The 24058-nt window shown below is 69.7% G+C and carries 12 protein-coding genes; 7 read left to right on the top strand and 5 right to left on the bottom strand.

The features are described from left to right. Positions 1–9 precede the first annotated feature (9 nt). The 3 genes from GSY65_RS24355 to GSY65_RS24345 all read right to left on the bottom strand — a co-directional run bounded on the left by GSY65_RS24355 (position 10) and on the right by GSY65_RS24345 (position 11870). On the bottom strand, positions 10–6849 hold the full coding sequence (locus tag GSY65_RS24355) for a polymorphic toxin-type HINT domain-containing protein (protein ID WP_159772494.1): 6840 nt from the start codon (positions 6847–6849) through the stop codon (positions 10–12). 129 nt (positions 6850–6978) lie between these two features. Beyond that, positions 6979–11403 (bottom strand): LamG-like jellyroll fold domain-containing protein, encoded by a 4425-nt coding sequence (locus GSY65_RS24350; protein WP_159772491.1) that lies wholly within the window; start codon positions 11401–11403, stop codon positions 6979–6981. Positions 11404–11564: 161 nt separating this feature from the next. Then, positions 11565–11870, bottom strand: coding sequence for a hypothetical protein (locus tag GSY65_RS24345; protein ID WP_159772488.1), 306 nt, complete (start codon positions 11868–11870; stop codon positions 11565–11567). 413 nt (positions 11871–12283) lie between these two features. On the opposite strand from GSY65_RS24345, the gene GSY65_RS24340 reads away from it, so the two are divergent. Further along, complete coding sequence (locus tag GSY65_RS24340) at positions 12284–13084, top strand: GNAT family N-acetyltransferase (RefSeq protein WP_236580029.1); 801 nt, start codon at positions 12284–12286, stop codon at positions 13082–13084. A 651-nt stretch (positions 13085–13735) separates the two neighbouring features. Here the strand turns inward: GSY65_RS24340 and GSY65_RS24335 are convergent. Next, on the bottom strand, positions 13736–14728 hold the full coding sequence (locus tag GSY65_RS24335) for a LuxR C-terminal-related transcriptional regulator (protein WP_236580027.1): 993 nt from the start codon (positions 14726–14728) through the stop codon (positions 13736–13738). Positions 14729–15665: 937 nt separating this feature from the next. Here GSY65_RS24335 and GSY65_RS24330 point away from each other — a divergent pair. From GSY65_RS24330 to GSY65_RS24310, 5 genes are all read left to right on the top strand, one after another. Further along, on the top strand, positions 15666–17423 hold the full coding sequence (locus tag GSY65_RS24330) for a LuxR C-terminal-related transcriptional regulator (protein ID WP_268978225.1): 1758 nt from the start codon (positions 15666–15668) through the stop codon (positions 17421–17423). A gap of 62 nt (positions 17424–17485) precedes the next feature. Further along, positions 17486–18142 (top strand): flavodoxin family protein, encoded by a 657-nt coding sequence (locus tag GSY65_RS24325; RefSeq protein WP_236580025.1) that lies wholly within the window; start codon positions 17486–17488, stop codon positions 18140–18142. A gap of 66 nt (positions 18143–18208) precedes the next feature. After that, positions 18209–19621: a phenylacetate--CoA ligase family protein gene (locus GSY65_RS24320; protein WP_159772480.1), complete on the top strand. Its 1413-nt coding sequence runs from the start codon at positions 18209–18211 to the stop codon at positions 19619–19621. A gap of 132 nt (positions 19622–19753) precedes the next feature. Continuing rightward, entirely contained in the window at positions 19754–21262 is a 1509-nt protein-coding gene (locus tag GSY65_RS24315) for an anthranilate synthase component I family protein (RefSeq protein ID WP_159772478.1), read from the top strand. Next, complete coding sequence (locus GSY65_RS24310; RefSeq protein ID WP_159772475.1) at positions 21259–21849, top strand: anthranilate synthase component II; 591 nt, start codon at positions 21259–21261, stop codon at positions 21847–21849. The genes GSY65_RS24315 and GSY65_RS24310 overlap by 4 nt, the downstream gene beginning before the upstream one ends. Positions 21850–21949: 100 nt before the next feature. On the opposite strand, the gene aroF is transcribed toward GSY65_RS24310, so the two are convergent. Beyond that, on the bottom strand, positions 21950–23038 hold the full coding sequence (gene aroF, locus GSY65_RS24305) for a 3-deoxy-7-phosphoheptulonate synthase (protein WP_201452650.1): 1089 nt from the start codon (positions 23036–23038) through the stop codon (positions 21950–21952). A gap of 226 nt (positions 23039–23264) precedes the next feature. On the opposite strand from aroF, the gene GSY65_RS24300 reads away from it, so the two are divergent. Continuing rightward, positions 23265–24047, top strand: a complete 783-nt coding sequence (locus GSY65_RS24300) for a thioesterase II family protein (RefSeq protein WP_159772472.1) — start codon at positions 23265–23267, stop codon at positions 24045–24047. The last annotated feature ends 11 nt before the right edge of the window (positions 24048–24058 follow it).

The raw sequence follows: 24058 nt of genomic DNA, 5'->3' as shown, positions 1-24058 counted from the left end.
CCTCACACCTCAGTTGCAGCCCGGGATGTTCATGAGCTTTCCGTAGAAATGCCCTGCGCCCTTGACGTTCCCCTTCGGGCCCACCCACCTGTACTGGCCGTTTTTCTCGAGGATGCGGTAGTCATCGTTCCCAGGATCCGGTGCGTAGATCTTTGCGCCCACCCACCAGTTGTTCCTTCTGTTTTTCTCGTAGTTGTTGAAGAAGTCCAAGGAGCCGTCGGGGTTTCTCCGCTGCTGCAGCGTTCCATCCTTGATCTGCTGCACACCGCGCAGAATGATGTTCGGCGTCGGCGGATTGTTGCCGGCATTGTGCACCAGGACCGGCGTCTCACCCGCCAGCACATAGTAGGTGTGCATGTCGGCCACGGTGAGGTTGTGCACGGTGGCCGACTCGGTCCAGTGGCGGATGCCGGTGATCCGGACCACGGCTCCGGACGGGGCGGCGAGTTCCTCGCCGGCCGTCAGGTCCGTGGCGTCCACCCAGGTCCCGATCTCCGGAACCCAGAAGGGGTGTTCGGCTGTCGCGGTGACCGAGGTGGTCCGCCTCCCGCCGTCGGTTTCCACCGACAGCGTCAGCCGGACCAGGTGCTTTTGGCCTTGGCCGAGGATCTCGGCGGTGACCGTCTTGACCTCGGTGCGGCCGGTCTTCGGGTCCCTGGCGAGGACCTTGTCCCCGGTCCTCACGTCCTCGATGGGCTTGGTGGTGCCGTCGGCCATGAGGACCTGGGTGCCCGGGACGAAGCTGTTGCAGGGCACTGCGCCCCGGCGCCCCGCGCCGGCCGCGCCGCCCAGGTAGGCCAGCAGCCCCGTGGCGACGACGTCCTTGATGACGTTGCCCCGGGCGACGGCCGCGGCCTTCTCGTTGCACTCCTCGGCGTTGTAGACGCAGTAGGTGGCCGCGATCTCCTTGGCCTTCTCGACGTCCTTGCCGCCGTGCAGCACGTACAGGTAGGCCTGCCGGCATCCCTCGCGCCCGAAGCAGGCGGTGCCCTCCCGGCCCTTCTGGGACGACTCGTAGACCGGGTTGTACCAGAAGTCGTCCGTGAACTCCCCGTTCATCCTGGGGGACCAGTAGTCGTCCGCCAGGTGATCGAGGTCGTTCGACACCGGGGTGTTCGCCGCCACCCAGTGCTTCTTCGCCGCCTGGGAGCGCTTGTAGATGTTGCCCCGGCGGTAGTCGGTCGTGCCCGACTTCGCGTCGTAGCCGACCTCTTTCTGGGTGTGCTTGCTGCAGTACTTGAGGTCGTACTGGCAGGAGTTGGGCCTGGACCCGATCTCCGTGCCCGCCGGGTCGGAGTGGGTGAGCGGGTTGTTGTTGGCGTAGGTGTAGCCGTGCATCTGCTGCGGGTCGCTGTCGGTGAAGACGGGGTCGACCGACAGGAAGCGGCCCAGGGTGGGGTCGTACTCGCGTGCGCCCAGGTGGGTGAGGCCGGTGGCCTTGTCGATGGTGCCGCCGACGAAGCCCTTGGTGCCGGTCCAGGACGTCGGCTCGGTGCCGCGCGGCCCGCCGAACGGCAGGGTGCGGCGCTGGGTCAGGGCCTGGGTGGTGGCGTCCACGGACAGCTGCGCCGTGCCGTGGTGGTCGGCCAGGGTGAAGGAGATCTTCCCGTCGTTGGCCTGGACGGCGGTGTGACCGCCGCCGAGGTCGAAGTACCGGGTGGCCTTGGGGGCTGTGGACCCCTTGGCCAGGGTGATCTCCGTGGGGCCGAGGTACAGCGTCGTCTCGGTCGGGGTCCGGCCGATCAGCCGGTTGCCCTCCGAGTCGTACAGGTACTCGGTGATCTTGTCGCTGCCGCCCTCCACGGGTTCGGTGACCTTGGTCAGATGGCCCTCGGTGTCCCAGTCCAGGGTCTGGGAGGTGCCGTCGCTCAGCAGTCGGGTGCGCGTGTTGCCCACGTCGTCGTAGGTGAAGCTGTCGCGGGACTTGACGGTCCCGGCGGTGTTGTCCACCGAGGTCACCGCGTGCGGGCGCTCGGCACCCGGGTCCGGGTAGTGGTACTCCCGCTTGGTGTCGGAGCCGCCGGCCGCGGTGGCGTGCTGGGTCTCGGTGAGCCGGTTGCCGACCTTGTCGTAGGTGTAGGACGTCCAGTACGGGGCCGGTCCGCCCACCGCGTCCGTGGTGGGAGTGGCGACACAGCCGGTGGTCGACTGGGCCCATGCCTCCTTCACCCGGCCGAGGTGGTCGTAGCTGAAGCACTGGTTGTCGGTGCCGGAGCGGGAGGTGTCCGAGACGGACAGGACATTGCCCGCCTCGTCGTAGGTGTAGGTGTTGAGCTGGTCCACACCCGCGATGTCCTGGCGGTCCACCCGCGAGGTGGCCAGCCGCTGGGTGCCGAATTCGTAGGTGTTGGTCTCGTACGTCGCCTTGCCGCCGTTCGCGGCCATGGAGTACTGCAGCGGCTTGCCGGTGAGGCTGTACTTGGTGCTCGCGGTCAGGTTCAGTGGGCCGCTGATCCCGACGGGCCGCAGCGTGCCGTCCTCGTAGGTGTAGGTGACCGTGTTGGCGGCCAGGTCACCGGCCTTGGGGTAACCGATGCCCTGCACCGTGCCCGACGCGTTGTAGCTGGTCGCCGAGAGGTAGGTGCCCTGGAGGTCGCCCTCGGAGGACGGGATGGTGACGGAGGTGCGCAGCGGGCGGTACAGCCGGTCGTAGGCGACCACGCTCGACTTGTACTCCTGGCCGCCGCTGAAGCGGGAGCTGGAGGCGAGCTGGCCCTTGGCGCCGCTGATGGTGTCGTAGACCCACTTGGCGCGCAGCGTCCCGGACGAGGAGTTGTCCCGCATCTCGGTCTTGCGGCCGAGGCCGTCGTAGACGTGGGCCAGGACACCCTTGGCGTTCCTGGAGAGGGTCATCAGGGACCTGTCGTCGTACTCCAGGTGACCGGCGCCCTTGTCCGGGTCGGTGGTGTCGGTGAGCCGGCCCATCAGGTCGTACGTCCACGTCCAGGAGTTGCCCGCCGGGTCGGTGACCTTGGTCAGCTCACCGCGCGGCGAGTAGTCGTACGACGTGGTGTCGTAGGCGGCGTCCGCGGAACGGGAGTGCAGCAGGCGCAGTTCGGTGGTGCGGCCGCGGGCGTCGGTGACGGCGGTCTGCGCGGTGCCGCCGACGGGCGGGATGACCGTGGTGCGGTCGCCGCCGTAGAGGGTCTTCGTGACGCCGAGGACCTTTCCGCCGTCGCCGTTGCCGGCGATCGCCTTCAGCTCGGTCACCCGGCCGAGGCCGTCGTAGGTGTACCGGTTCTGGGTCTCCACGCTCAGCGCGTCGGCGGGCTTGAAGAGCGTCGTCGACGGCGCGGTGGTGATGTAGTAGGTGGCGAACTCCTTGGTCTTCAGGCCGCGTTCGTCATAAAAGGTGTCCGCGAGGAGCGTTCCGCCGTCCGGGCCGGGCGACTGCGTCTGGCGGGGGCGGAGGAGGCCGTCGTAGAGGGTGTAGGAGGTGTCCTGCGCACCCGAGTTGCCGATGGTCTTCGTCCCCACCGCCACCGGCTTGCCGTCGGTGATGGTGTAGGTGAACTCGCTGCTCGGGGTCTGGCCCGTCGTCCGGTCCGGCAGCCACACCTTGGTGACGCGGCCCAGCGCGTCGTACGCGTAGGAGGTGACCTTGCCGTTGGTGTCGGTCTCGGTGAGCGGCAGCCCGCGCAGTGCCTCGTAGGTCGTGGTCGAGGTCTGGGTGGTGGCGCTGTCCCCGGCCGTGGCCGGCGGGGTGGTCACCGTGCTGCTCGTCGGGAAGCCCGTGGTGGGGTTGTACGCGGTGGTGGTGGTCCGTCCGCCGCTGCGGGCGGTCCTGGTGAGCACGCCGGAGGAGGTGACCGTGACGTCGGCGGTGAGGTCGGTGGTGGTCAGCGCCCGGCCGTAGCCGTCGAAGGTGGAGCTGGACTCCAGATAGACCGCGGTGGTGCCGTTGTACGTCTTGAGTTTCGCCGTCCTGGTGGGGTCGCCCTTGGTCGCCGCGACGCCGTAGGCCCCGCCGTCGTAGGCGGTGCGGACGTCGGAGATGACGTCGGCCGGACGGCTGGTGGTGGCGTCGCACGCCGTGGCGACCGTCTCGACCCGGGCCGGGGTGGCCAGCGGCACGCTGCCCTCGACATAGGTGGTGCGGGTGCACTGGTTGTCGGAGGCGGTCGTCGTGTCGCCCAGGTCCTCGCTCTGCACGACGAGACCCGTGGCGGGGTCGTGGGCCTCGGAAACCGAGGTGATCCGCCACTTGGCGCCCGCGCCGTCGTCCAGCGAGGTCCACGACCTGGTGGAAGCGGTGCCGGTGAAGTTGGCGGTGACGGTGCCCCAGTCACGGACCTTCTTCGCCGTCTCCTTGTGCCAGGGCCGGCTCACCGTCTTCCCGAGGACCTTGCCGCCCGGCCCGGAGTAGGTGACGGTCCTGTACGCGAAACCGGCCTGCGACTCGTGGTCGGTGATCGGGTCGCCCTCGCCGTCGCCCAGGGTGACGCTGACGGACTTGGTGCCGCCGGAGGGGTCCTTGCGGTCGCCGTCCATGCCGCGCAGGAAGTACGAGTCGGTCTGCGTCTTCATGGCCGAGGCGCCGCCCTGGCCTCCCGTGCGCACCCGTACGTGGCCGTATCCGCGCCACTGCGACCAGGTCCGCAGCTTCGCCTTGGACATGCCGTCGTCATCGTCGTAGTGCCAGGCGGCGCCGTCCAGGTAGTCGTACTGGGTGACCTGGTCGGGCGAGCCGCCCGTGCGGTCGGTCGAGGTGACCGAGTCGACGACATACTTGTTGAACCACTGCAGCTCGGGGTCGTCGCTCGAACTGCCGCCGATGTACTGCGGGAAGCAGCGGGTGGTGTTGGTCTGCGGGGTCGGCAGCGCGTCGAAGTCGCAGACGGGGGCCGAGTAGTTGACGTCGATCTGGCCGCCGGAGTCGTCGGCGATCGTGGACAGCCGGGACTTGATGAAGGGGGCGTAGCCGTCGCCGGTCCTGTCGAGCCGGTTGGCGAGCTGCTTGTAGGCGAAGGTGGTCTTCGGCAGGGTGATCGAGGACGTGCCGTCATGGCCGGTGCGCTGGACGGAGTCGAGCAGCAGCTGGTAGTCGGTGTCGGCCATGCCCCAGCGGTGGGTCAGCTTCCAGGAGTCGACGTTCTTGTAGCCGCTGCCGTCGTACACCTGGGTGGCGACCTCGGTGAGGCGCTTGCGGGTGAAGAACGCCGGGGAGTACCGGCCGTTGTCGCAGTCCTTACCCTCCTCGCAGTTCAGGTCCCAGGGGGTGTCGTACCAGTACGGGGAGTCCGTGGAGATGGACGAGCAGGTGGTGGAGCTGTCGGGTATGCAGCGCTCGCTGCTGGTGAAGTCGGCCTTGGCCAGCGCCTTCGCCGAGTACATGGCGTTGGACTTCAGCCCGTACTCGACGCGGTCCAGGGTGCCGCCGCGTTCGTACGGGGTGTCGTCGGCGGCCTTGAGGTTGCGGCCGTAGGAGTTGGTCTCCTTGTCGTAGTAGTACGCGACCGCGTTGCCGCGCCGGTCCACGACGTAGTCCAGGTTCCAGCGCCAGCCCTGCTGGCACCAGGACGCGGCGAACGTGGAGGCGTGGCAGGGCTCGTCGGCGTTGTTGCCGAAGACCGGCACCGTCCACGTCGAGTCCGTGGTCTCGTTGCCGCCGGCCCAGCCGGGCAACCGGTTGTAGCCGAAGTAGTAGCGGGTGCCGTCGGGGGTGGTGACCCGCCAGTACTCGTCGTCGCGGGCTCCGTTGGACCGCACGTTGTCGGTGGAACCGTAGAGCCGGTCGACCTTCGTGCCGTCGTCGTTCTGCAGCTTCCAGGAGTTGGTGCCGTTCGGCACCAGCTCACCGCCGGAGCCGTTCAGCGACAGGGTGGCGTTGTCGTACGCCCAGCACAGGTCGCCCGGCTCCTTCCCGTCGGCGTTGGTCGCCCCGTCCTTCTCGCAGCTCTTGTAGCTGCGCTCGATGAAGCCGGGCGCCAGGTCGAAGCCGTCGCCGACCCAGGATGCCTGGTTGTTGCTGTTGCCGGTCCGGCCGTCGACACCGCCGGACGAGTACGACAACCCGACCTGCGGCGTCAGCCCGCCGGGCACCTTGGGCACCGCCATGTCGTACGCCCAGGCGAACGAGCCGCTGCTCAGGTCCGTGTTCCAGGTCGAGGAGGGCGACAGGGACGTGGCTTTGTAGTCGCCCTTGTCGCTGCTCGCCGAGGTGGTGGCCGCCAGCACGGTCGCCGAGCCGGAGCTGAGGGAGACCGACTTCGCGGTCAGGGTCTGCTTGTCGGCGTTGTTGACGGTCGTCACCGGACGCGCGGCACGGCACTGCTTCTTCTGCGGTGTCGTCAGGGCGCAGGCGGGCAGCTGGACGAGGGTGAGGCGGGAGGCGTAGTTGCCGCCGTAGAGGCCGGCGAAGGAGGAGTAGTCGAGCCCGGCACGAACCTTGCCCGCGCGAGGGGTGCCGGCCTCACCGGGTGTCACGGTGAAGACGGGCCCGTCCACGCCGGTCTTGCGCGCGGCCTTCCTGGAGAGGACACGGACGGTGTAGCTGCCGTCGGCGGCGTCCTTGGCCCTGGTCCCGCGGGTGTCCAGGGTGAGCGGGGTGCCCTTGACCTGGGTGGCGTCCTTGTCCAGGGTCACCGTCGCGGCGGTGGCCTTCGGCCAGGCGGTGGCCGGGGCCTCGGCGGGGGTGCGGGGACCCTTCATGACCTTGCGCGGCACGGCCTTGCCCGCCGGGCCGCCGGCGACCGGCTTCTCCGCCTTCGGCAGCGCGGGCTTCTGCCACGCCTGGGCCACGGCGGGCGCGCCGGAGGCCTGTATGAGGGTGCCGGTCAGCACGGCGGCCGTGGCCAGGGCCACCTGGCGCCAGGGCCTGCCTGTTCTCCTGCGCGGTGTTGACTTCATCGCTTGTGTTCTCTCCTGGTGAGTGCTCCGCGCGGCAGGGGAGAGCCATGCACGGCGGAGCGAGGACGTCGGTCGGGAACAGGGCCGGCCGTGTGCGGCGGCGGGCCCCGTTCCCGAGGAGTGAGCCGGTCAGTCGCCGCTGGGGACGGCGGTCTCGACGCCCGGCATGCCGACCGCGAGGTGATCGATCTGCGTCTCGGTCAGCGCGCCCTGGAAGACCCAGACGTCGGAGAGCGAGCCGGGGAAGTACTGACCCGACGTGGTGCCCGTCGTGTCCCGGCCGAGCTGCAGTGTCTTCGCGGCCTTGTACGTCAGTACGTCGTCGGCCCACGAGACCACGTCGGCGCAGCCCGCGTCGTCCTGCACGCCGTCGTCGTCGGCGTCGGCGCAGGCGGTCTCCTGGAGCTCGCCGTTGACGTAGAGGCGGACCTCCTTGGAGAACCCGTCGTAGACCAGGGCCAGGTGGTTCCAGTCGGTGGGGCTGTAGAACATGCCGTTGCCGACGTCGGAGACCGCGGCGGTGTCGCTGTCGGAGTCGGCCGTGGCGATCCGCCAGCGGCCGGGATCCGTGGCCGGATCGGCGCTGGGTTCGTAGCGCACCGCGAACGCGCTCTTCCTGGCTCCCGGTGCGCTGACCACGGTGACGGGACCGGTCGGGGTCGCGGCCGCCTGGACGTAGGCGCTGACGGTAAAGCTGGCACCGGTGTCGACCGGGACGACGGGCGCCGCGGCGTAGTCGTCGGTACCGTCGAGGGTGACCGCGCCGTCGACCCAGCCCGAGCCCGTCTGGGCACCGTTGTAGAGGGTCATGGCATTGGCGGAGGCGGAGGCGTCCGGAGACGTCGGCGGCGTACCGGCGGCCGTCTCGAACTTCCAGCGGCCCTTGACCACGGCGCGCTGCTTGAACAGCTGCTGCGCCTCACCGGCGGACACCGGACGGTCGTAGAGCCGTACATCGTCGATCTGGCCGGGGAAGAACGAGGTGGGCGTACGGTCGAATGCGCTGGCCCCGATCTGCACCGCACCCCCGGCGTACCAGGTGCTGGTCATGGCGGTGGTGCCGGCCAGGGTCCCGTTGACGTACAGCGAGAGCTTGTCGGCCACGGTGTCCTGGACACCGACCAGGTGCGTCCACTCACCTCCGTACGCGGTCGTGCCCGTCGGCTGCATGGCCCGCACCACGGTGGAGTCGGCGGTGTCGGCGCTGTGCTGGCTGAACACCCAGCGGTCGTGGGCAGGGGAGTAGTAGAGCTCCGGACCCGTGACCTTGGCGCCGATCTGCGTGGCGACCGTCGCGGCGTGGTTCGGCTTCGTCTTCGGCAGCTTCACCCAGGCGGAGATGGCGTAGCTGTACGACGTGTTGATGTGCGGGCCGCTGGTGACGGCGTAGTCGTCCGTGCCGTCCAGGGTGAGCGCGTTGCCGTCCACGCCCGCCCCGCCGGTGGTCGCCCCGCCCTTGAGGACCGCGGGGTTCACATCGGCCCGGCCGCTCAGCGTGGTGGCGTCGGCGGCGTCGTCCATGGAGAAGGCCGCTCGGGCGGGACGGCCCGCGCCGATCGAGTTCGAGGTGTAGAGGTCCGACACCTCGGCCGCCGACAGCGGCTTCTCGTAGGTCCTCACCTCGTCGATGACGCCGGGGAAGAACGAGGTCACCGCGCCGTTGAGGACGCTGCCGCCGATCATCATGCCGCGCCGCGCGTTCCACGCCCTGGTGTACTCCGTGGTCCCGGCCAGCGTGCCGTTGACGAACAGCTTCAACTGCTGCTCCCCGAGGGCGTACACACCGACCAGATGGGTCCACTCCCCGACCTTGGCCCCGCCCGCGGCGGGCTGCATGACCCGGACGGGAGTGGCGCTGGTGCTGTCCGAGCTGTACTGGTTGAACACCCAGCGGTCGTATCCCTTGGAGTAGTACAGCTCGAAGCCGGGCGCCTCGTTGCCCCGCTGGGAGGCGACCACCGCTCCGTGGGACGGTAGCGACGACAGCTTCACCCACGCCGACACCGTGAAGCTCACATCGGTGTTGATCGTGGCGATGTCGGTGGCGGCGTAGTCGTCGACGCCGTCGAACTGCACCGCCTTGCCGATCTTGCCGTCCACGTTCCGTGTCGGGCCGCCGTACAGCGTCGCGGGCTGCTCGGGTGCGCTGCCCGCCGCCTGGGTGGCACCGGCCGCCTCGTCCATCGACCAGTTGGCGCGTTCCAGCTGTCCCGCCTTGACGCGGAACTGGTAGGTGCGGATCTCGGAGCCGTTGCCGGCGGCGTCGAAGGACCGCGCGGTGAAGGTGTTCAGACCGGGCTTGAGCGGCAGCACCGGGACGGTCCTGGCCGCGCCGCCCGAGGTGGTGACCGTGTTGGCGGCGACCGGGTCGCCGTTGACGCCGTACCAGTACTTCGTCACGTCGGAGACGGCGCCGGTGATCACGAAGTTGCCGTACTGGCCCACTCCGTCGTACCAGGGGTCCTCGGGGTCCTCCGGATCGGAGGCCGGGTAGAGGGCGGAGGAGATGCTCGGCGCCTTCGGCACGCCGGTGTCGTACACGAAGTAGCAGGACGTCGCGTCACCGGTGTACGACCAGGGCGAGTACTGGGCGCCGTCGTAGGACTGGACGTACCAGTTCACCGTCTTGTTGGGGGGAACGGCGGACGGCAGGCTGATCACGAAGTCCGAGCCGGACTTCTTCGCCTTGGTCAGCCCCGAACGCCAGCGGGTGACCGAGCCCTTGCCGTCGCCGGTGTCCCAGCTCGCCCGGAACTCGACCTTGACGTCGTCGCCGTCGGGGTCGGTGACATCGTTCGCGCGGATCGTGCCCAGGGTGCGCACGCGCGGGGCGTTCTCGGGCTTCTTGCACGTCCCGCCGTACTCCATGACCAGCTGCGACATCTTCACCTGCGGCGGCGGCCGGTTGTAGCGCACCCGCAGGAAGGCGTCGTCCGAGAACCGCTTCCAGCCGTAGCCGTCGGACTCGCTGGCCGCCTTCATGCCGAAGGTCATCGTCGACCACTTCCTGTCCGCCGCCTGCTGAATCGCGGACTTCACGTTGAACTCGGCGTCCTTGGCGGCGCAGCCCGTGAACCCGTAGGCGAACGACTCGGTCTTGAGGTGGTCGATCCAGAAGCCGGACGCGTTCTGGGAGTTCCAGGTCGTCGACGAGGAGATGTCCTTGGTGCGCCACAGCTCCACGCTCCGGTCGGAGCAGGACGCCGACCAGGTGTTGCGGACCACGAACTCGGCCTCCAGCACGCTCCGGCCCGCGAACTTCGAGGTCGGGATGCGGTAGAAGAGCCGCTTGGTGTCGTGCGGGGCGCAGTAGGCCCAGTTGCAGTACCCGAGGCCCGCGTCCGACTCGCCGTTGAACTTCCACTGCGGTGACGACGCCCAGTACTTGGAGGCCATCGTCCAGGCGGTGGCCTTCGGGGAGTAGAACTGGGGGTCGATGAAGACGGGGTACACCGTGTCCTTGCCGCGGAGCACGTCCCGGTCGGGCGTCAGTACCAGGGCGTCCTGTGCGGTGGGCACGTCCACACCGACCGCGGCGACGTTCGCGGACTCGGCGGCGACGGCCTCCGGGGCGTCCCCGCCGTCCTCGGCGGTAGCGGTGGCGGGGCCGTTCGTGACGGTCGTCGTGGTGGCCCCGGCGCGCGGTCCCGAGAACGACGACATCGTCGAGGCGCCCTGCTCCGCGGAGCGCGTCGCGGACCGCTCCCCCGCGTCGGGGGCCTTGTCGTCGGGTGCCTTGTCGCTGGAGTCCCACATCACCGGGCGAGGGGCCTCGAAGACCGCGCTTTGGGCACCCTCGTCGATCGCGGCCAGGCCACCGGTGCTGGTCTCCTCGACCCGCATGCCGTCGGCGTCCAGCGTCAGCCGGAGTTCGTCCAGGTCGCTGCTCGCCGCGGCCTCGGCCGACTTGACGACCAGGAGCTGGGTGAAGCCGTCCTGCTGGGCCGTCATCCGCAGATCGACGTCGGGCAGCACGTCCGGATACGTGACGGTGTTCCCGCCCAGCTCCGGGACGGGCAGCTTCTTGGGCCAGGTCAACGCGAGTTCGCGGCCGTTCTTCGTCATCCGTACCAGCGGGTCCGTACCCCCGCCCGAGAACGTCAGCCCGACCGTGGTGGCCTTGGGCGCGACCGTTCCGTCGGCGCCGCGCGTCAGCGTGGTGTCGATGTCCCGCCACTCGCCGTCCACCCGTGTGCGCACCGGACGCAGATGTTCGCGGGCCTCCAGGTCGCCCTCCGGCGTCGCGAACACCTCGCTGCTCTCACCGCGCAGCGAGACGATCTCCACCGGCTTGCCCGTGCGTGCGGCCTTGGCCAGCGCCCTGGTGTCCTCGCCCGTTGCGGCGTCCCCGGTGCCGTCGGCCGCCCCGCCCGTGTCGGCGGCCTCGGCCCCCTTGCCGGCCTTGCCGGACTTGGTTGCGTCGACGGCCGACGCGTCGGCACGCCCGCCGGCCACTGCCGTGGCATGACCGGCTGTACTCGCCACCAGCGCCATGGCTGTGGCGAGCACCACGCCGGCTGCGCGCAGCCGACGTCTCCCCCCGTACGTATTCATATATGAGTCCCCCGCCAAGCGGTGTCGAGCCGCGATTGGTCATGTGCGGTGCAGCGATCAGACCGCAACATACGAGCATCGAGAGCCACCTCACCAGGGACTCACACAGGGGCAAATCCCACGAGTGGACCCAACCAAGTGAAGTCGCACGGTGAAGAACTTCACGTTTGACTCGCCGCATGTCCGCAATCAAGCAGGTACCTCCTGATCGTGTCCATGACCGCCGGCTCCACGCCCCCTGAGCGTTCCCCTACCTGAACATCACACCGCTTGTTGAACAGCGGGGCGCGGAGCACGACACGCAAGGGATTCCGCCGCACGAACCGGTCGTGGACCGCGAGCCCTCTCACCCGGACGCCGGACCCCCGCGTTCGCCACCCCCCAGACGCGCTCGGCTCCTCCCGCTCGTCGGTCGGCCGCAGGCTGGGGAGTTCCGTCAGCACGTCCTCCTGGTTGCGGAACTCCACGACCCGGTCCTCCATCGGCGTTCCGGCCATGAAGAGGTGCGCTCACATCCGCCCGAGAATCCGCCCGAGAATCCGGCCGAGGCCGGACGCGCCCGCGTGGGGGGCGCGCGCCACCGTGGACGGGAACACAAGCCCGAACCGCCGACGGGCGAGGTGAGTACGCCTCTTGGCGAGAGGTCAGACGTCGAAGCGGAACTCCACCACGACACTCTCGGCTGCGGAACTCCACCACGATTGCTCTCAGTTACGGAAGGGCCGCACCGCGTTCCACAGGAATTCTCAGCAAAGGTCCGACTCAAGGCGGCAACACCCCCGACACAGGGCGTCAACACCTCCGACACTTCATTCCGTGTTCGACGCCACGCCCGCAGAAATGCTCGATTGCGAAATTGTTCAACTTTTAATATGGACTGGTGAAGCACACAAGCACCTATGCAAGAGCGGTCATGCGCGCGTACGCCACCGGGGTCGCGGACCTCACCGCTGCCGCCTCGGGGCGCACCCTGAGGGCTCCGGGTGGCTCCGTTCTCGCGGTCTTAGGGGCACCCAACGCCAGACTGAACGCGGTCATCAGCCTCAGCCCGGACCCGAGCCTTGAGGAGATCGCGCCGTTGGTGGCTTCCGGCAGCCCGTGGGAGCTTCCCTGGAGCATCCACGTCTGCGGAACTCCGAGCCCACTCGTCACCGAGTTGGCAGCGCGGCACGGGCTGACCCTGTTCGTGCGGGAACCACTCATGATCCGGCGCCCCGAGCATGGGATGCCGGACAAGCCGACCACCGATCCCCTGAACATCAGGGCCGTCTCCGACGATGAAGTCGGTCTGTACACCGCATCTGTCGCGGATGGTTTCGAGATACCACGCGACGCGCTCCGGTCGCTCACCCATCCGTCCCTGGCGAAGATCGACGGGATCACGCTCTACCTGGCGGAACTCGACGGTGTTCCGGTGGGAACGGGCATGACGGTCATCTCCGGTGACTTGATGGGCATTTTCAATGTCACCACGCTTCCGGGCTACCGCCGACGCGGCTACGGACGGGCCATCACGATCGAACTGATTCGTGCGGGCTTCGCCGCCGGTGCCACGACCACCTACCTCTTCGCGAGCAAGATGGGTGAGCCGGTGTACGCGTCAGTCGGCTTCTGCACCGAGGATCATCTGACGATGATCACGGCTCCGAGGAAGGAGTCGGCCAAGGCCGCCCTGCCTTGAGGACAACGCAGCGACACGTAGATCCGGTCGCTTCGACTCCGCCGGGGATCCTGTAGTCGTTCGTTGAGCACGTGTCCACGCCGACGGCCCTGGACACGTGCCGCAGGTTCATCTCGACCTCGACGTCCAGCAGCCCTCCGACGAGCTCGGCGGTACGCTCGATGTCGATGCCCCTCAGCGGCCGGCAAAGCCGCAAGGGCCCTCCGGCGGCGCCCACCGCTGACACATCAAGTACCCAGGCTGGTGGTCGAATTCGGCGGCTGCGGGCGGCTGTGTCACGACCCGGCGCACCGCCGGCGCGCAGGAGACGGCAGCCTGCTGCTGCCGTGGGAGTCCATGCCCGGCCGGCGCTTCAACTCCGCGCTCTCCGTCCGCAGCTCAGCGGTCCCCCGTTCGCGGCTCATCCGATCACACGGGCCCGCACCGCGACCAGCGCGGCAGGATCCTCGTACGACGGCGGCCGCGACACAACCCGCAAGCTACCGGACTGCCGGACAGACAAGATCAACAGGTCACGGACACCCGTGACCGAACATGGCGGAACTCCCGCCGGGAATCGCATGCGCGGAAGAAACCGTTCGGTCGGTACGTTCCGCGGTGAAAAAACAGACCGAAGGCATCCACCTCCGCCGCACACCGGTGGGGCACGGCTCAGGTAGACCGGTCGGCGTCCAACAGCCCTCTGCGAGTGGCGATGACGGCCGCCTGGAACCGGCTTTCGGCGCCGAGGCGGTCGAGGATGTCGGCGATGCGGCGGCGTACGGTGCGCAGGGACATGCCCAGGCGCCGGGCGATGGCCTCGTCCTTCAGTCCCGCGGCGAGCAGGCGCAGCAGAGTCTGATCGATCTCACGGGCGACGTCCTCCAATCCGCCTGCTGCCGCGTCCTCGAAGACCGTGGCATGAGTCCATGTCTGCTCGAACAGCTGACTGAGGTACGCCACCGCATTCGGTTCACGGATGACAACGGCCCCCCAGGTGTCGTTGACGGTGGGAAGGAAGGCGATCGTATCGTCGAAGACGATGAGCCTGCCGAACAACTCGTGCGCGGTGCGGTATTCAGCACCGAGGGCTCGGGTCGTGGCCACATAAGCCTGGGTGGGTCCGTGGAAGCGGGCCGTGTGCTGATGCAAGGTGCGCATCTTGATGCCGCGTTCGAGCAGGGCCCGGTCGCGGGCGAGGCTCTCCCGCAGGGTGGCGGGGCTGCGCACACCGTCGCCGGGCTGGCAGGAGAGAACCTCGCTGCTGCACTCGGCGGATGCCCGGGTGAGCATTCCCCTCACGACCTCGTGATCGTGGACCACTTCCATGAGGATGCCGGTCGAGCCGGCGGACGGCTGGTAGATCTCCGTGAACCGGTCGAAGTCGCGGCGAATTTGCTCCAGTTCACGCTGTCGCTCACGGATGCTCGCCTCCAGCGGGGCGGAGCGGCGTGCCACCGCGATGTCGGGTGGCACGACACGGACCTGGTCGGGGGCGCTCGCCGGGGCACTGAGCAGGTACTGGTCCGTCAGGTGGTGGACGACGCGGATCACGTCCACCTCATTGATGCCCAGGTCAGACGCCATGGCAACGATATCAAGGCGGTCATGTGACAGAACCCACGAATAGACCCGCAGGTCCAGGCCGGCCGCCTCGATCCGCACCCCTTGCGTCCCAGTTGTTTCACCTAGGTCCATTTCGCCTCCCTCTCTTCTTGATGCATGGCATTTAGATGCCATACCGCTCAACTGGCCACACGGTCCGCAGATAGCCAGAGTCATCCACCAAGACCGGCGCTATCCCCGCCGGGTTCAGACCCCACCGGGAACGGAGTGGCCAAAAATGAATGATCTTCATACTTCCGGTGAATGTGCCGCGCGCCGCGCGAGAAGGACGTCACGGAGAACACCTTGGCTGAATATCAGTGCTTCTTTCAGGCCAAAGGCCGCGATGGCGGTCGTCCCGAACATCACCGCCACGGCGCAGGCCACCGCACTGTCGCACGGGGGTCTTGCGTCCCCCGCCGGCGTCCCCACCGGGTGGGGGCCTTGATTGACCGCCGCAGTCATCCTTGACGCGAGTGTCCCGTGACGGCCGCGTCGAGCGCGAGGCTTCACGTGGATGAGCTGCTGGACTTCTTCTCCGTACACCGGTCGGTCGCCCCGGGACTGCTCTGGCCACAGCACCAGCACCCGGCCTACAGGCCCCACGCGTCCCGGGCGGACCATGCGTTGCTGAGCGAGGCTCTGATCGTTCGGACGGGTCTGCTGTGCCGCATCTGGCAGGAGCAGGCACCGTCCTGCGGAGTCCGCGCCGGCAGAACACGCTCGCATCTACTGGTCCACCAGACGACTCATGCGGCGGACTGGGCCCTGTCGGGACCGGGTGGCACGTTTCGCTGCCGACTGGTCAGCATGGACATTCTCTACATACCACCCCGACACGCCTGGCACGCCCGGCTCGGATCGCAAGCGCTGCTGACGTTCACCACGCTCGGTCCCGACACGCGTTCCCAGGACCCCTGAGTTCGCCCACCCCTCCCGGACGAGGGTCGGAAAGTTCCAGCGGCCGACCCAAGGAGCACCACTGGAGTCATCAGCAATGATCAATACGTTTCGCGTGCCCTCACAGCTACCCCGAACATACGGCCGGGACAGAGAAATATCCGTGTTCACTCAGGCGTGGGAGCAGGTGAGGGACGGGCGCAGCACAGTCGTGCTCGTGGAGGGGGTCTCGGGGAGCGGCAAGACTCACTTCCTGGCGGAGGCGGCTCGGCGAGCGAAACGGCCCGGACCAGCCGGGCCGACGGACCTCGCGACGATGGTCCCGCACTGGTCCGGTGTCCCCTGGAACCCTCGGTCCTTCCTGGCCGCCGACGTGCGGGGACTCCTCGACGACGACCGCTCTCCCCGTCTGGTCGCCTTCGACGACGTGTGCCCCGCGGACCTGGCACCGGGAGCGTCTCTCGAGTCGCTGCTCGTGCGGTACGCCTCGCGGCCGGCCTTGTGGCTGCTGGCTCGCCGGGCAACCGGCACGTGCCCGACCGGCGGCAGGGCTGACGAGCACCGGAACGTCATACGGATCGAGCTCGGCCGGCTGCCCGAGGACGCTGTGGCGGAACTGGTCCGCGACGGCCTCGGCGCCGCCCCGGGGCAGGACGTACTGGCCCTGGCCGAGGAAGCCGGGGGCAACCCCGGGCTGCTCAGCGCGTTGGTCACCGGCCTCGTCGAGGAGAAGGGCACGTCGGTCGAGTCCGGCACGCTCCGTCTGGTCTCCCGGCGCCTGCCCGGGCGCGTGCACGAACTCGTCAGGCGACAACTGCCGGCCACCGGCCCCGAAGCCTGGCACGCCCTGCGCGCGGCGGCTGTCCTGGGCAACACGTTCGCCCCCGACGACGTGGTGCGAATGACCGGTCTGGCCGTGGTGCACGTCTGCCAGGGCTTTCAGGACGCGCTGGACACCGGGCTGTTGGAGGAGCACGACGAGTCCAGCCTGCGCTTCCGACACGACCTGGTGCGCCGGGCTCTGCAGGAGGCGATGCCCGCGCCGATCCTGCGGATGATGCGCCTGGAAGCGGGCCGCATGCGCCTGCCCACCGCGAGGAACGGCGCACCCGCCGTGTGCGGCTCGGCCCAGCCGTTGCCGGCCTGGACGGGGATGGGCGACAGCCGTCCTCCGCTGCCGCCCGCGGGAGGTCCGGCGGCCTCCCCGGCATCCGAGCCGGGACCGCCGCCCACCGACCTGATCCGGGCGTCGCGGCCGGCCCTGGTGAGCCCTTGTCGGGCACGTCCGGTGGAGCCTGCCCGAGCGGTGGTTGCCGACCGTGCCAAGGACAACGCCCCGATCGCTGCCACCGCCCACGACGGTCCGGGCCCACGGGACCGGCAGGCCGGACCGGACGGGGCAGCGCACACCGGCCGGAAGAAGGCACTGCGCCACCACACGGCGGCCGGTGCCCAGGGCGACGCCGCACGCCTGCACCGGCAGTTGGGCGAGGCGGACAGCCCTCCGGTCGCCCCCGTCTCCACCGTGCCGCGTCGCAGAGCCGGCGGCAGGCGCCCCGCCGCCCCGGAACCCGGCCCACGCCGCGCGGGCTGGTCCTCCCTCACCGAGACGGAGCGCTCCGTCGCCGAACTGGCCGCGCGGGGCCTGACCAACCGGGAGATCGGTGAGCAGCTGTTCCGCTCACCGCACACCGTCAACTTCCATCTGCGCAATGTCTTCCGCAAGGTCGGGGTGCGCTCCCGGGTCGAGTTGGCGGCCACCGTCCGCTCCGGCCCGGCCGCCGTCCCCCGGCCGGCCGACGGCGCCCGACCCGGTCCAACGACGCGTAACCACAGGGGAACCGGTGCCGCCTAGCGTCGCCCGCGTCAGATCCCGTCAGAGCGAAGGGGATCGCCGGACAGACCAGGAGACCTCGTGTGAAGGAGACGAAGGAGAAGCCGTTCACCGTGCTGGCCGTCAGCGGCTCCGAGCACCCCAGCGGCACCACGGCAGATGTCCTCAACCACGCCGAGAAGATCCTCGCCGACCGCGGAGCCGTACTCGACGTGGTCCATCTCGGACAGGCCCGGGTGACCCCGTGCGGCCCGTGCGGGGACTGCAACGTACGGCTCCTGCCGTGCGCGGTCGACGACGACGTCGCCGCGATCGTGCAGCGGATGATCGCGGCGGACGGCATCCTCTACGCCGCCCCGGTGCACGGTTTCGGCACGGCAGCGCTCATGCAGAGCTTCATCGAACGGGCCGGCGTGGGCCACTTGCGCTTCACCCGCCCACTGGCCAACAAGGTGGCAGGAGTCATCGTCACCGGCCGCCGCTACAGCCACACCGAGGTGTACTCGCACCTCGTGAAGAACGCCCTGCTCAACCGGATGATCCTGGTCGGCAGTGGCATGCCGCCGATCGTCTACAGCGACGAAGTCGAACAGGGCGACACCGAGGGGCTGGACATGGTCCGCTCCATGCTCGACCGCATGGTGGACATGATCCGTCTGCTGCGCGAGCACCGCGCGCTCACCGGACGCGACGGCCTCTCCCCCCAGACACTCAACGAACGCCAGCGGGCCGGGGCCTGAAGGGCCCGTGCCCACCCCGACCCCCATCCGCACGGCCTCCGGCCGGTCCCAGGGAAAGGACGCAGATTGAACACGCAAGAGGCCCGGGCGTCGCTGGGCGAGTTCCAGAGCTTCAACGAGCGCTACTACAGCGGTGAGGTGCCGGACGAGGAGTGGAAGCGCTGGAACGCCGAGCGGCTGACGACCGTACTGCGGCACGTCACCAAGAACTCGCCGTTCTACGGCCGCCACCTGCAGGGCATCGACATCGAGCGGGTCACTCCCGACGACATGGGCGTGCTGCCGTTCACCACCAAGGCCGACCTCCGTCGTGAGCTGCACGACATGCTCAGCGGCGACATACGCGACGCCCTGATCTACTACGAGACCACCGGCACCACCGGCCCGGCCACGCCGTGCCCGCGCGGTCCCAAGGACATCGCCTGCAGCAATGTCCACCTGGAGAAGTCACTGCGCAGCCTGTTCACGCACTACTTCGGCGACCGCAAGCCGGTGATCGGGCTGATGGGCCCCTCCGAGCTGTACTCCTTCGGCGACACCTTCGGTGACGTCGTCACCCGGATCGGGGCGTGCCACGCCAAGATCTGGCCCGAGTCCCAGCGCGTCGGCTACCGCAAGGCCCTGGAGCTGATGCGGGACCTGGAGATCGACGTGATCATGTGCTCGCCGGCCGCGTGCGCCAACCTCGCCAAGGCCGCCGTGCACAACGGCTTCGACCCGCGCAAGGACTTCAAGGTCAAGCTGTTCCTGGTGCTCGGCGAGATCTGCACCCCCGAGTTCTCCGCCAACGTGAAGTCCATCTGGGGCGCCGACGCGCTGCCCACCCTCTACGGCACACAGGAGCTGATGGTCGTGGCGACCGGTTGCTCCCGCGGCCGGATGCACCTGTCCAGGCCCAACTACCTCGTGGAGGTGGTCGATCCGGACACCGGCGAGAGCCTGGGCCAGGAGGGAACCGGCGAGCTGGTGCTGACCATGCTGGTCGACGACATCAAGCCGTTGGTGCGCTACCGCACCAACGACCTGGCCACCGTCGGGCCGAACACCTGCGACTGCGGTCTGCCCGGACCCGAGATCCAGGTCATCGGCCGGGTACCGGACCGCATCGCCCTGGGCGAGGGCAAGTTCCGTCCGGCGGAGATCGAGGCCGCCCTGCTCGACGGTGTCGGAGGCTGCCTCGGCTACCAGGTGGTCATCGGCAAGGACGCCGACGGCGGCGACGAGGTCACCGTCCACCTGGAGATGCTGGAGGAGATCAGCGGTCCCACCGAGGTGATCGCCGAAGGCATGATCCAGCGCATTCGCGAGCGGCTCGGGGTCCCCGCCAAGGTCGTCGTGGACCCGGACCTCGACCCCATCACCCAGACCGGTGCCTACGTCAGCTGGAAGGCCGCCCGCGTCAAGGACACCCGCGTCGAGTACGACCCGGACGTGGAGACCGCCAAGCGCGTCGCCGAGCGTTACGTCCACACGAGCTGATCACCCGACGCCGGCGACGGGGCCGGGGCGGAAAGCAGCCTGCCACAGCTGCTTCCCGCCCCGGCCCCGTGCCCGTTCCTCCCCAGCACGCGCGGCCGCCCAGCCGTGCCCGAACCACGAAGGTGGTGACCCATGCCCGCATCCGCGCCGGCCACCGCGCCGCCCCGGATCGCCGTGTCCACCGACCGGTCCCCCGCCCCCGCCGTCGATCTGGTGGCCGCCTGGCAGCGGCTGACCGAGGAGTTCGGTCCCGAGAGCGCGTTCCTCCTCGAATCACGCGGCGGCCCGGCCGTCGACTGCCGTTACGCGATGCTCGGATTCCGGCCCCTGCTGACCGTCACCGTGCGGCGCGGCATCGTGAGCCTCGACGGCGAGCCCGCCGTGTCCGCGGCCGCCCGTGCCGCGGCGGACGCCTTCCTGCGGGAGGAGGGAACCGCACGGGTGCTGGCACGTCCCGATCTGCTGTGGGACATGCTGCGCGCCGTGCAGGACCGCTTCGTCACGCCCGGCGGTGACGCGCCGCAGCAGTTCGGCTTCCTGTCCTTCTTCGGCTACGACACGATCCACTACATCGAGAAGCTGCCCCGGCTGATCGCGGTCGACCCCGACGACGCGGACGTGCCCGACATCTGCCTGGTGCTGCACCAGGGGCGGATCCGGACCGACCTGACCACCGGAGTCAGCGAACTGTTCCTGCACCGGTCGGACGCCTGGTCCAGCCCCTCCCCGGAGGAGATCCGGGCCCTGCTGGAGACACTGCCGCCGCCCGAGGCCGACGCGGAGGCGCCGCTGCCGGAGGTGCCGGACTTCACGTGCCGGGACGACACCACGCGCGAGGACTTCCTCCGGCGCGTGGACACCTGCCTCGGGCACATCGCGGCCGGCGACATCTACCAGATCCAGATCGGCCACGAGCTGACCGTGACCAGCACCGCCGAACCGCTGGACGTCTACCGTCGGCTGCGGGCGTCCAACCCGTCGCCGTACAGCTATCTCGCCCCGGTCGCCGGCCGGTTGATGATCGGCGCGAGCCCGGAGCTGTTCGCGCGGGTGGAGAACGGCGAGCTGGTGATGCGGCCCATCGCGGGCACCCTGCCGCACCGGCCGGACAGCGGCCCCGACACGGACACGGCCGCCGCGGGGCTGCTCGCCGACCCCAAGGAGATCGCCGAGCACATCATGCTGGTCGACCTGTGCCGCAACGACATCGGACAGGTCTGCGACCGCGGCACACTCGCCGAGAGCGGGATGTTCAGCGTCGAGCGCTACTCCCACGTCCTGCACCTGGTCTCGACGGTGACGGGGCGGGTCGGCGAGGCGGACGGCTACGACGTCGTACGCGCCCTGTTCCCCTCCGGCACCATGACCGGCGCGCCCAAGCTGCGCGCCATGGAGATCATCGAGTCGATCGAGTCCAGCCGCCGCGGCTGGTACGCGGGTTCGGTCGGTCTCCTGGACTTCGACGGCTCCGTCAACCTCGCCCTGTGCATCCGCACCCTCCTGCACTCCGGCGGCCGCTACCGCACCCGCGCCTCGGCGGGCATCGTCGCCGACTCGGTGCCCGGCCGGGAGTGGAACGAGACCCTCGCCAAGATGAGCGCCGCCTACTGGGCCGTCACCGGAAAGGAACTCCTGTCGTGAAGAGCCTCGTCGTCGACGCCTACGACAGCTTCGTCCACATCATCAGGCAGTACCTGCTCGAACTGGACGCAGGTCCGGTCGTGGTGCGCTCCGGGGACCTGGACCACGCGGCGGTCGAGGCCATGGATCCGGACCTGCTGGTGCTCGGCCCCGGCCCCGGCCATCCGGCGGTCTCCGGGCACGTGGAGCTGATCCGGCGCTTCGCGGGCCGCATCCCGGTCCTCGGCGTCTGCCTGGGCCACCAGGCCCTGGGCCTGGCCTACGGTGCCGAGGTGCGCCGCGCACGCCCCATGCACGGCAAGACCAGCGCGCTGGAGCACGACGGCACCGGCATGTTCGAGGGCGTGCCGCAGTTGGTACGGGTGACCCGCTATCACTCGCTCGTCGTCGAGGAGGAATCGGTTCCGGCCTGTCTGGAGGTCACCGCGCGCTCGCTGGACGACGGCCTGGTCATGGGCCTCAGACACCGTGAACTGCCCTTGGAGTCGGTGCAGTTCCATCCGGAGAGCGTCTGCACCGAGCAGGGCATGACCCTGTTCGGCAACTTCGTGCGGCAGCACGGACGGGTGCGACGGGCCGTCGTCTGACCGTCCTGTCACCTCGGCACAGCGGACGGGCCCGGACGCGGGAGAAGGTGTGGTTCTTCTCCGCGTCCGGGCCCGTCCGGCGTGCCGGCGTCACCGCCCGTCAGCGCGCGGCGCCGCCCGCGAGTACCGGGGTCCGGTCGGCCACGTCGTCCGCGACGTCACCGGCCGGGGGCTGGGCCAGGGACCTTCCCGCCGCGGCGACCGCGAACTCCAGTCGGCCCATCAGTTCGCACAACCGGCTGGTCGGCAGCGCCTGGCCCGCGTCGCACAGAGCCTCCGCCGGGTCGGGGTGGCTCTCCACGATCAGCCCGTCGGCGCCGGCCGCGGCCGCGGCGAGCGCCAGCGGGATCACCCGGTCGGTGAGACCCGCCGCATGACTGGGGTCCACGATGACCGGCAGGTGGGTGCGCTCCTTGAACACCGTGAGCGCCGCCAGGTCGAGGGTGAAGCGGTAGGAGGACTCGAAGGTGCGGATGCCGCGCTCGCACAGCACGACGTCCTCGTTTCCCTCGTCGAGGAGGTACTCGGCGGCCATGAGGGTCTCCTCGACGGTCGCCGCCAGGCCCCGTTTGAGCAGCACCGGGTGTCCGGCGCGCCCCAGTTCGCGCAGCAGGGTGTAGTTCTGCATGTTGCGTGCGCCGACCTGGAAGACGTCGACGTGGGCAGCCATCAGTTCGACGTCCCGGACGTCGACGATCTCGCTGACGACCGGCAGGCCGGTGGTCTCGCGGGCCTCGGCCAGCAGTTCCAGACCGGCCGGGCCGAGGCCCTGGAAGGAGTACGGGTTGGTGCGCGGCTTGTACGCACCGCCGCGCAGTGCGTGGGCGCCCGCCTCCCGCACGGCGCCGGCGGCCTGGAGCATCTGCTCGCGGTGCTCCACCGAGCAGGGCCCGGCGATCACCGTGAAGCCCGTACCGCCGACCGACGCCGTCGCACCGGCCCGGCCGAATCGCACCCGCGTGGTCTCCTGCCCGGGGAACCGGGCCGAGTGCGGATAGGCCGCCGGGATGTCGGTGAGCCGGGCGGACTCGGCCAGGTCGCCGAGCGCGGCGACCACCATGGCGCGGTCACCGTTGGTCGAGAACAGCCGGGGCGTGTGCGCCCGCACCTGCGGTCCGGCGTCCACCAGCCGGGCGGCCGCCCTGCTCCGTTGATCGGCGTTCATGGCGTCCAAAGAGATGATGAGCACGTCTACCGGTCTCCCTACGTGATCGGAAAGGTGTGGCGCGGTGGCTCACCGCCGTGCGCGAAGAGGCGAGGAGGGACCCCTCGGTCATGCGCCGCACCGTAGGGCCGGGCGGATAAACGGTGGTTACGTACGGGAGGGGGACGGGACCGGTTCGCGCGGGTAACCGGGAGCCAACCGCGCCGGGGTACGGATCGGGTCCCCAACCGTCCGACGCATTGGAGTCCCGATGTCGCCCCTCGTACCGGATGTCTCGACGCTCGTGCCCCGCCCGCAGCCCGGGGCGCCCGTGCGGCTGCTGTGCTTCCCCAACGCGGGCGCGGGCACCGCCGGCTACCGGCACCTCGCCGAACTGCTGGCCCCCTGCGCGGAGCTGCGCGTCGTGCGGTTGCCGGGCCGCGAACGGCGCTGGAACGAGCGGCCGCACGTCTCGCTGGAACCGCTGCTGCTCGACCTCGTCGAGGACCTGGCCCCGCATCTGGACCCGGCGCCCGGACAGCGGCTGGCGTTCTTCGGGCACAGCATGGGTGCGCTGGTCGCCTTCGAGCTGGCCCGGCTGCTGCGGGCGCGCGGCGCCCGGATGCCCGACAGCCTGCTGGTGTCCGGGCTCGATGCCCCGCACCGGCCCCGGACCGGCCGTGTGGTGATGCACGGGCTCGACGACGACGCTTTCGCCGCGCGGCTGCCGCACTACGGGGGCACCCCCCGCGAACTGCTGGATCAGCCCGAGCTGCTGAAGCTGTTCCTGCCCACCCTGCGCGCCGATTTCGCCGTGGTGGAGACCTATCGCCACCGCCCGGAGCCGCCGTTGGAGATGCCGGTCGCCGCGTACGGCGGGCGCGCGGACCGGGAGACCTCGGTGGCCGGCCTCGCGGCCTGGGCGGAACTGACCACGGGAGGGTTCCGGCACCGCATGTTCGACGGCGGGCACTTCTACCTCACCGAGCGTCCCGCGGAGCTGGCGGCGGAAGTCGCCGGCGATCTCGCGCGGTTCGGCGAGGCACTCGTCTGAGCGCGGCGGGA

The sequence above is a fragment of the Streptomyces sp. HM190 genome, from assembly GCF_009857135.1.
In the GTDB taxonomy this organism is placed as follows: Bacteria; Actinomycetota; Actinomycetes; order Streptomycetales; family Streptomycetaceae; genus Streptomyces; species Streptomyces heilongjiangensis.
The sequence above is the reverse complement of the archived record's forward strand: the minus strand, read 5'-3'. Positions and strand labels throughout refer to the sequence as shown.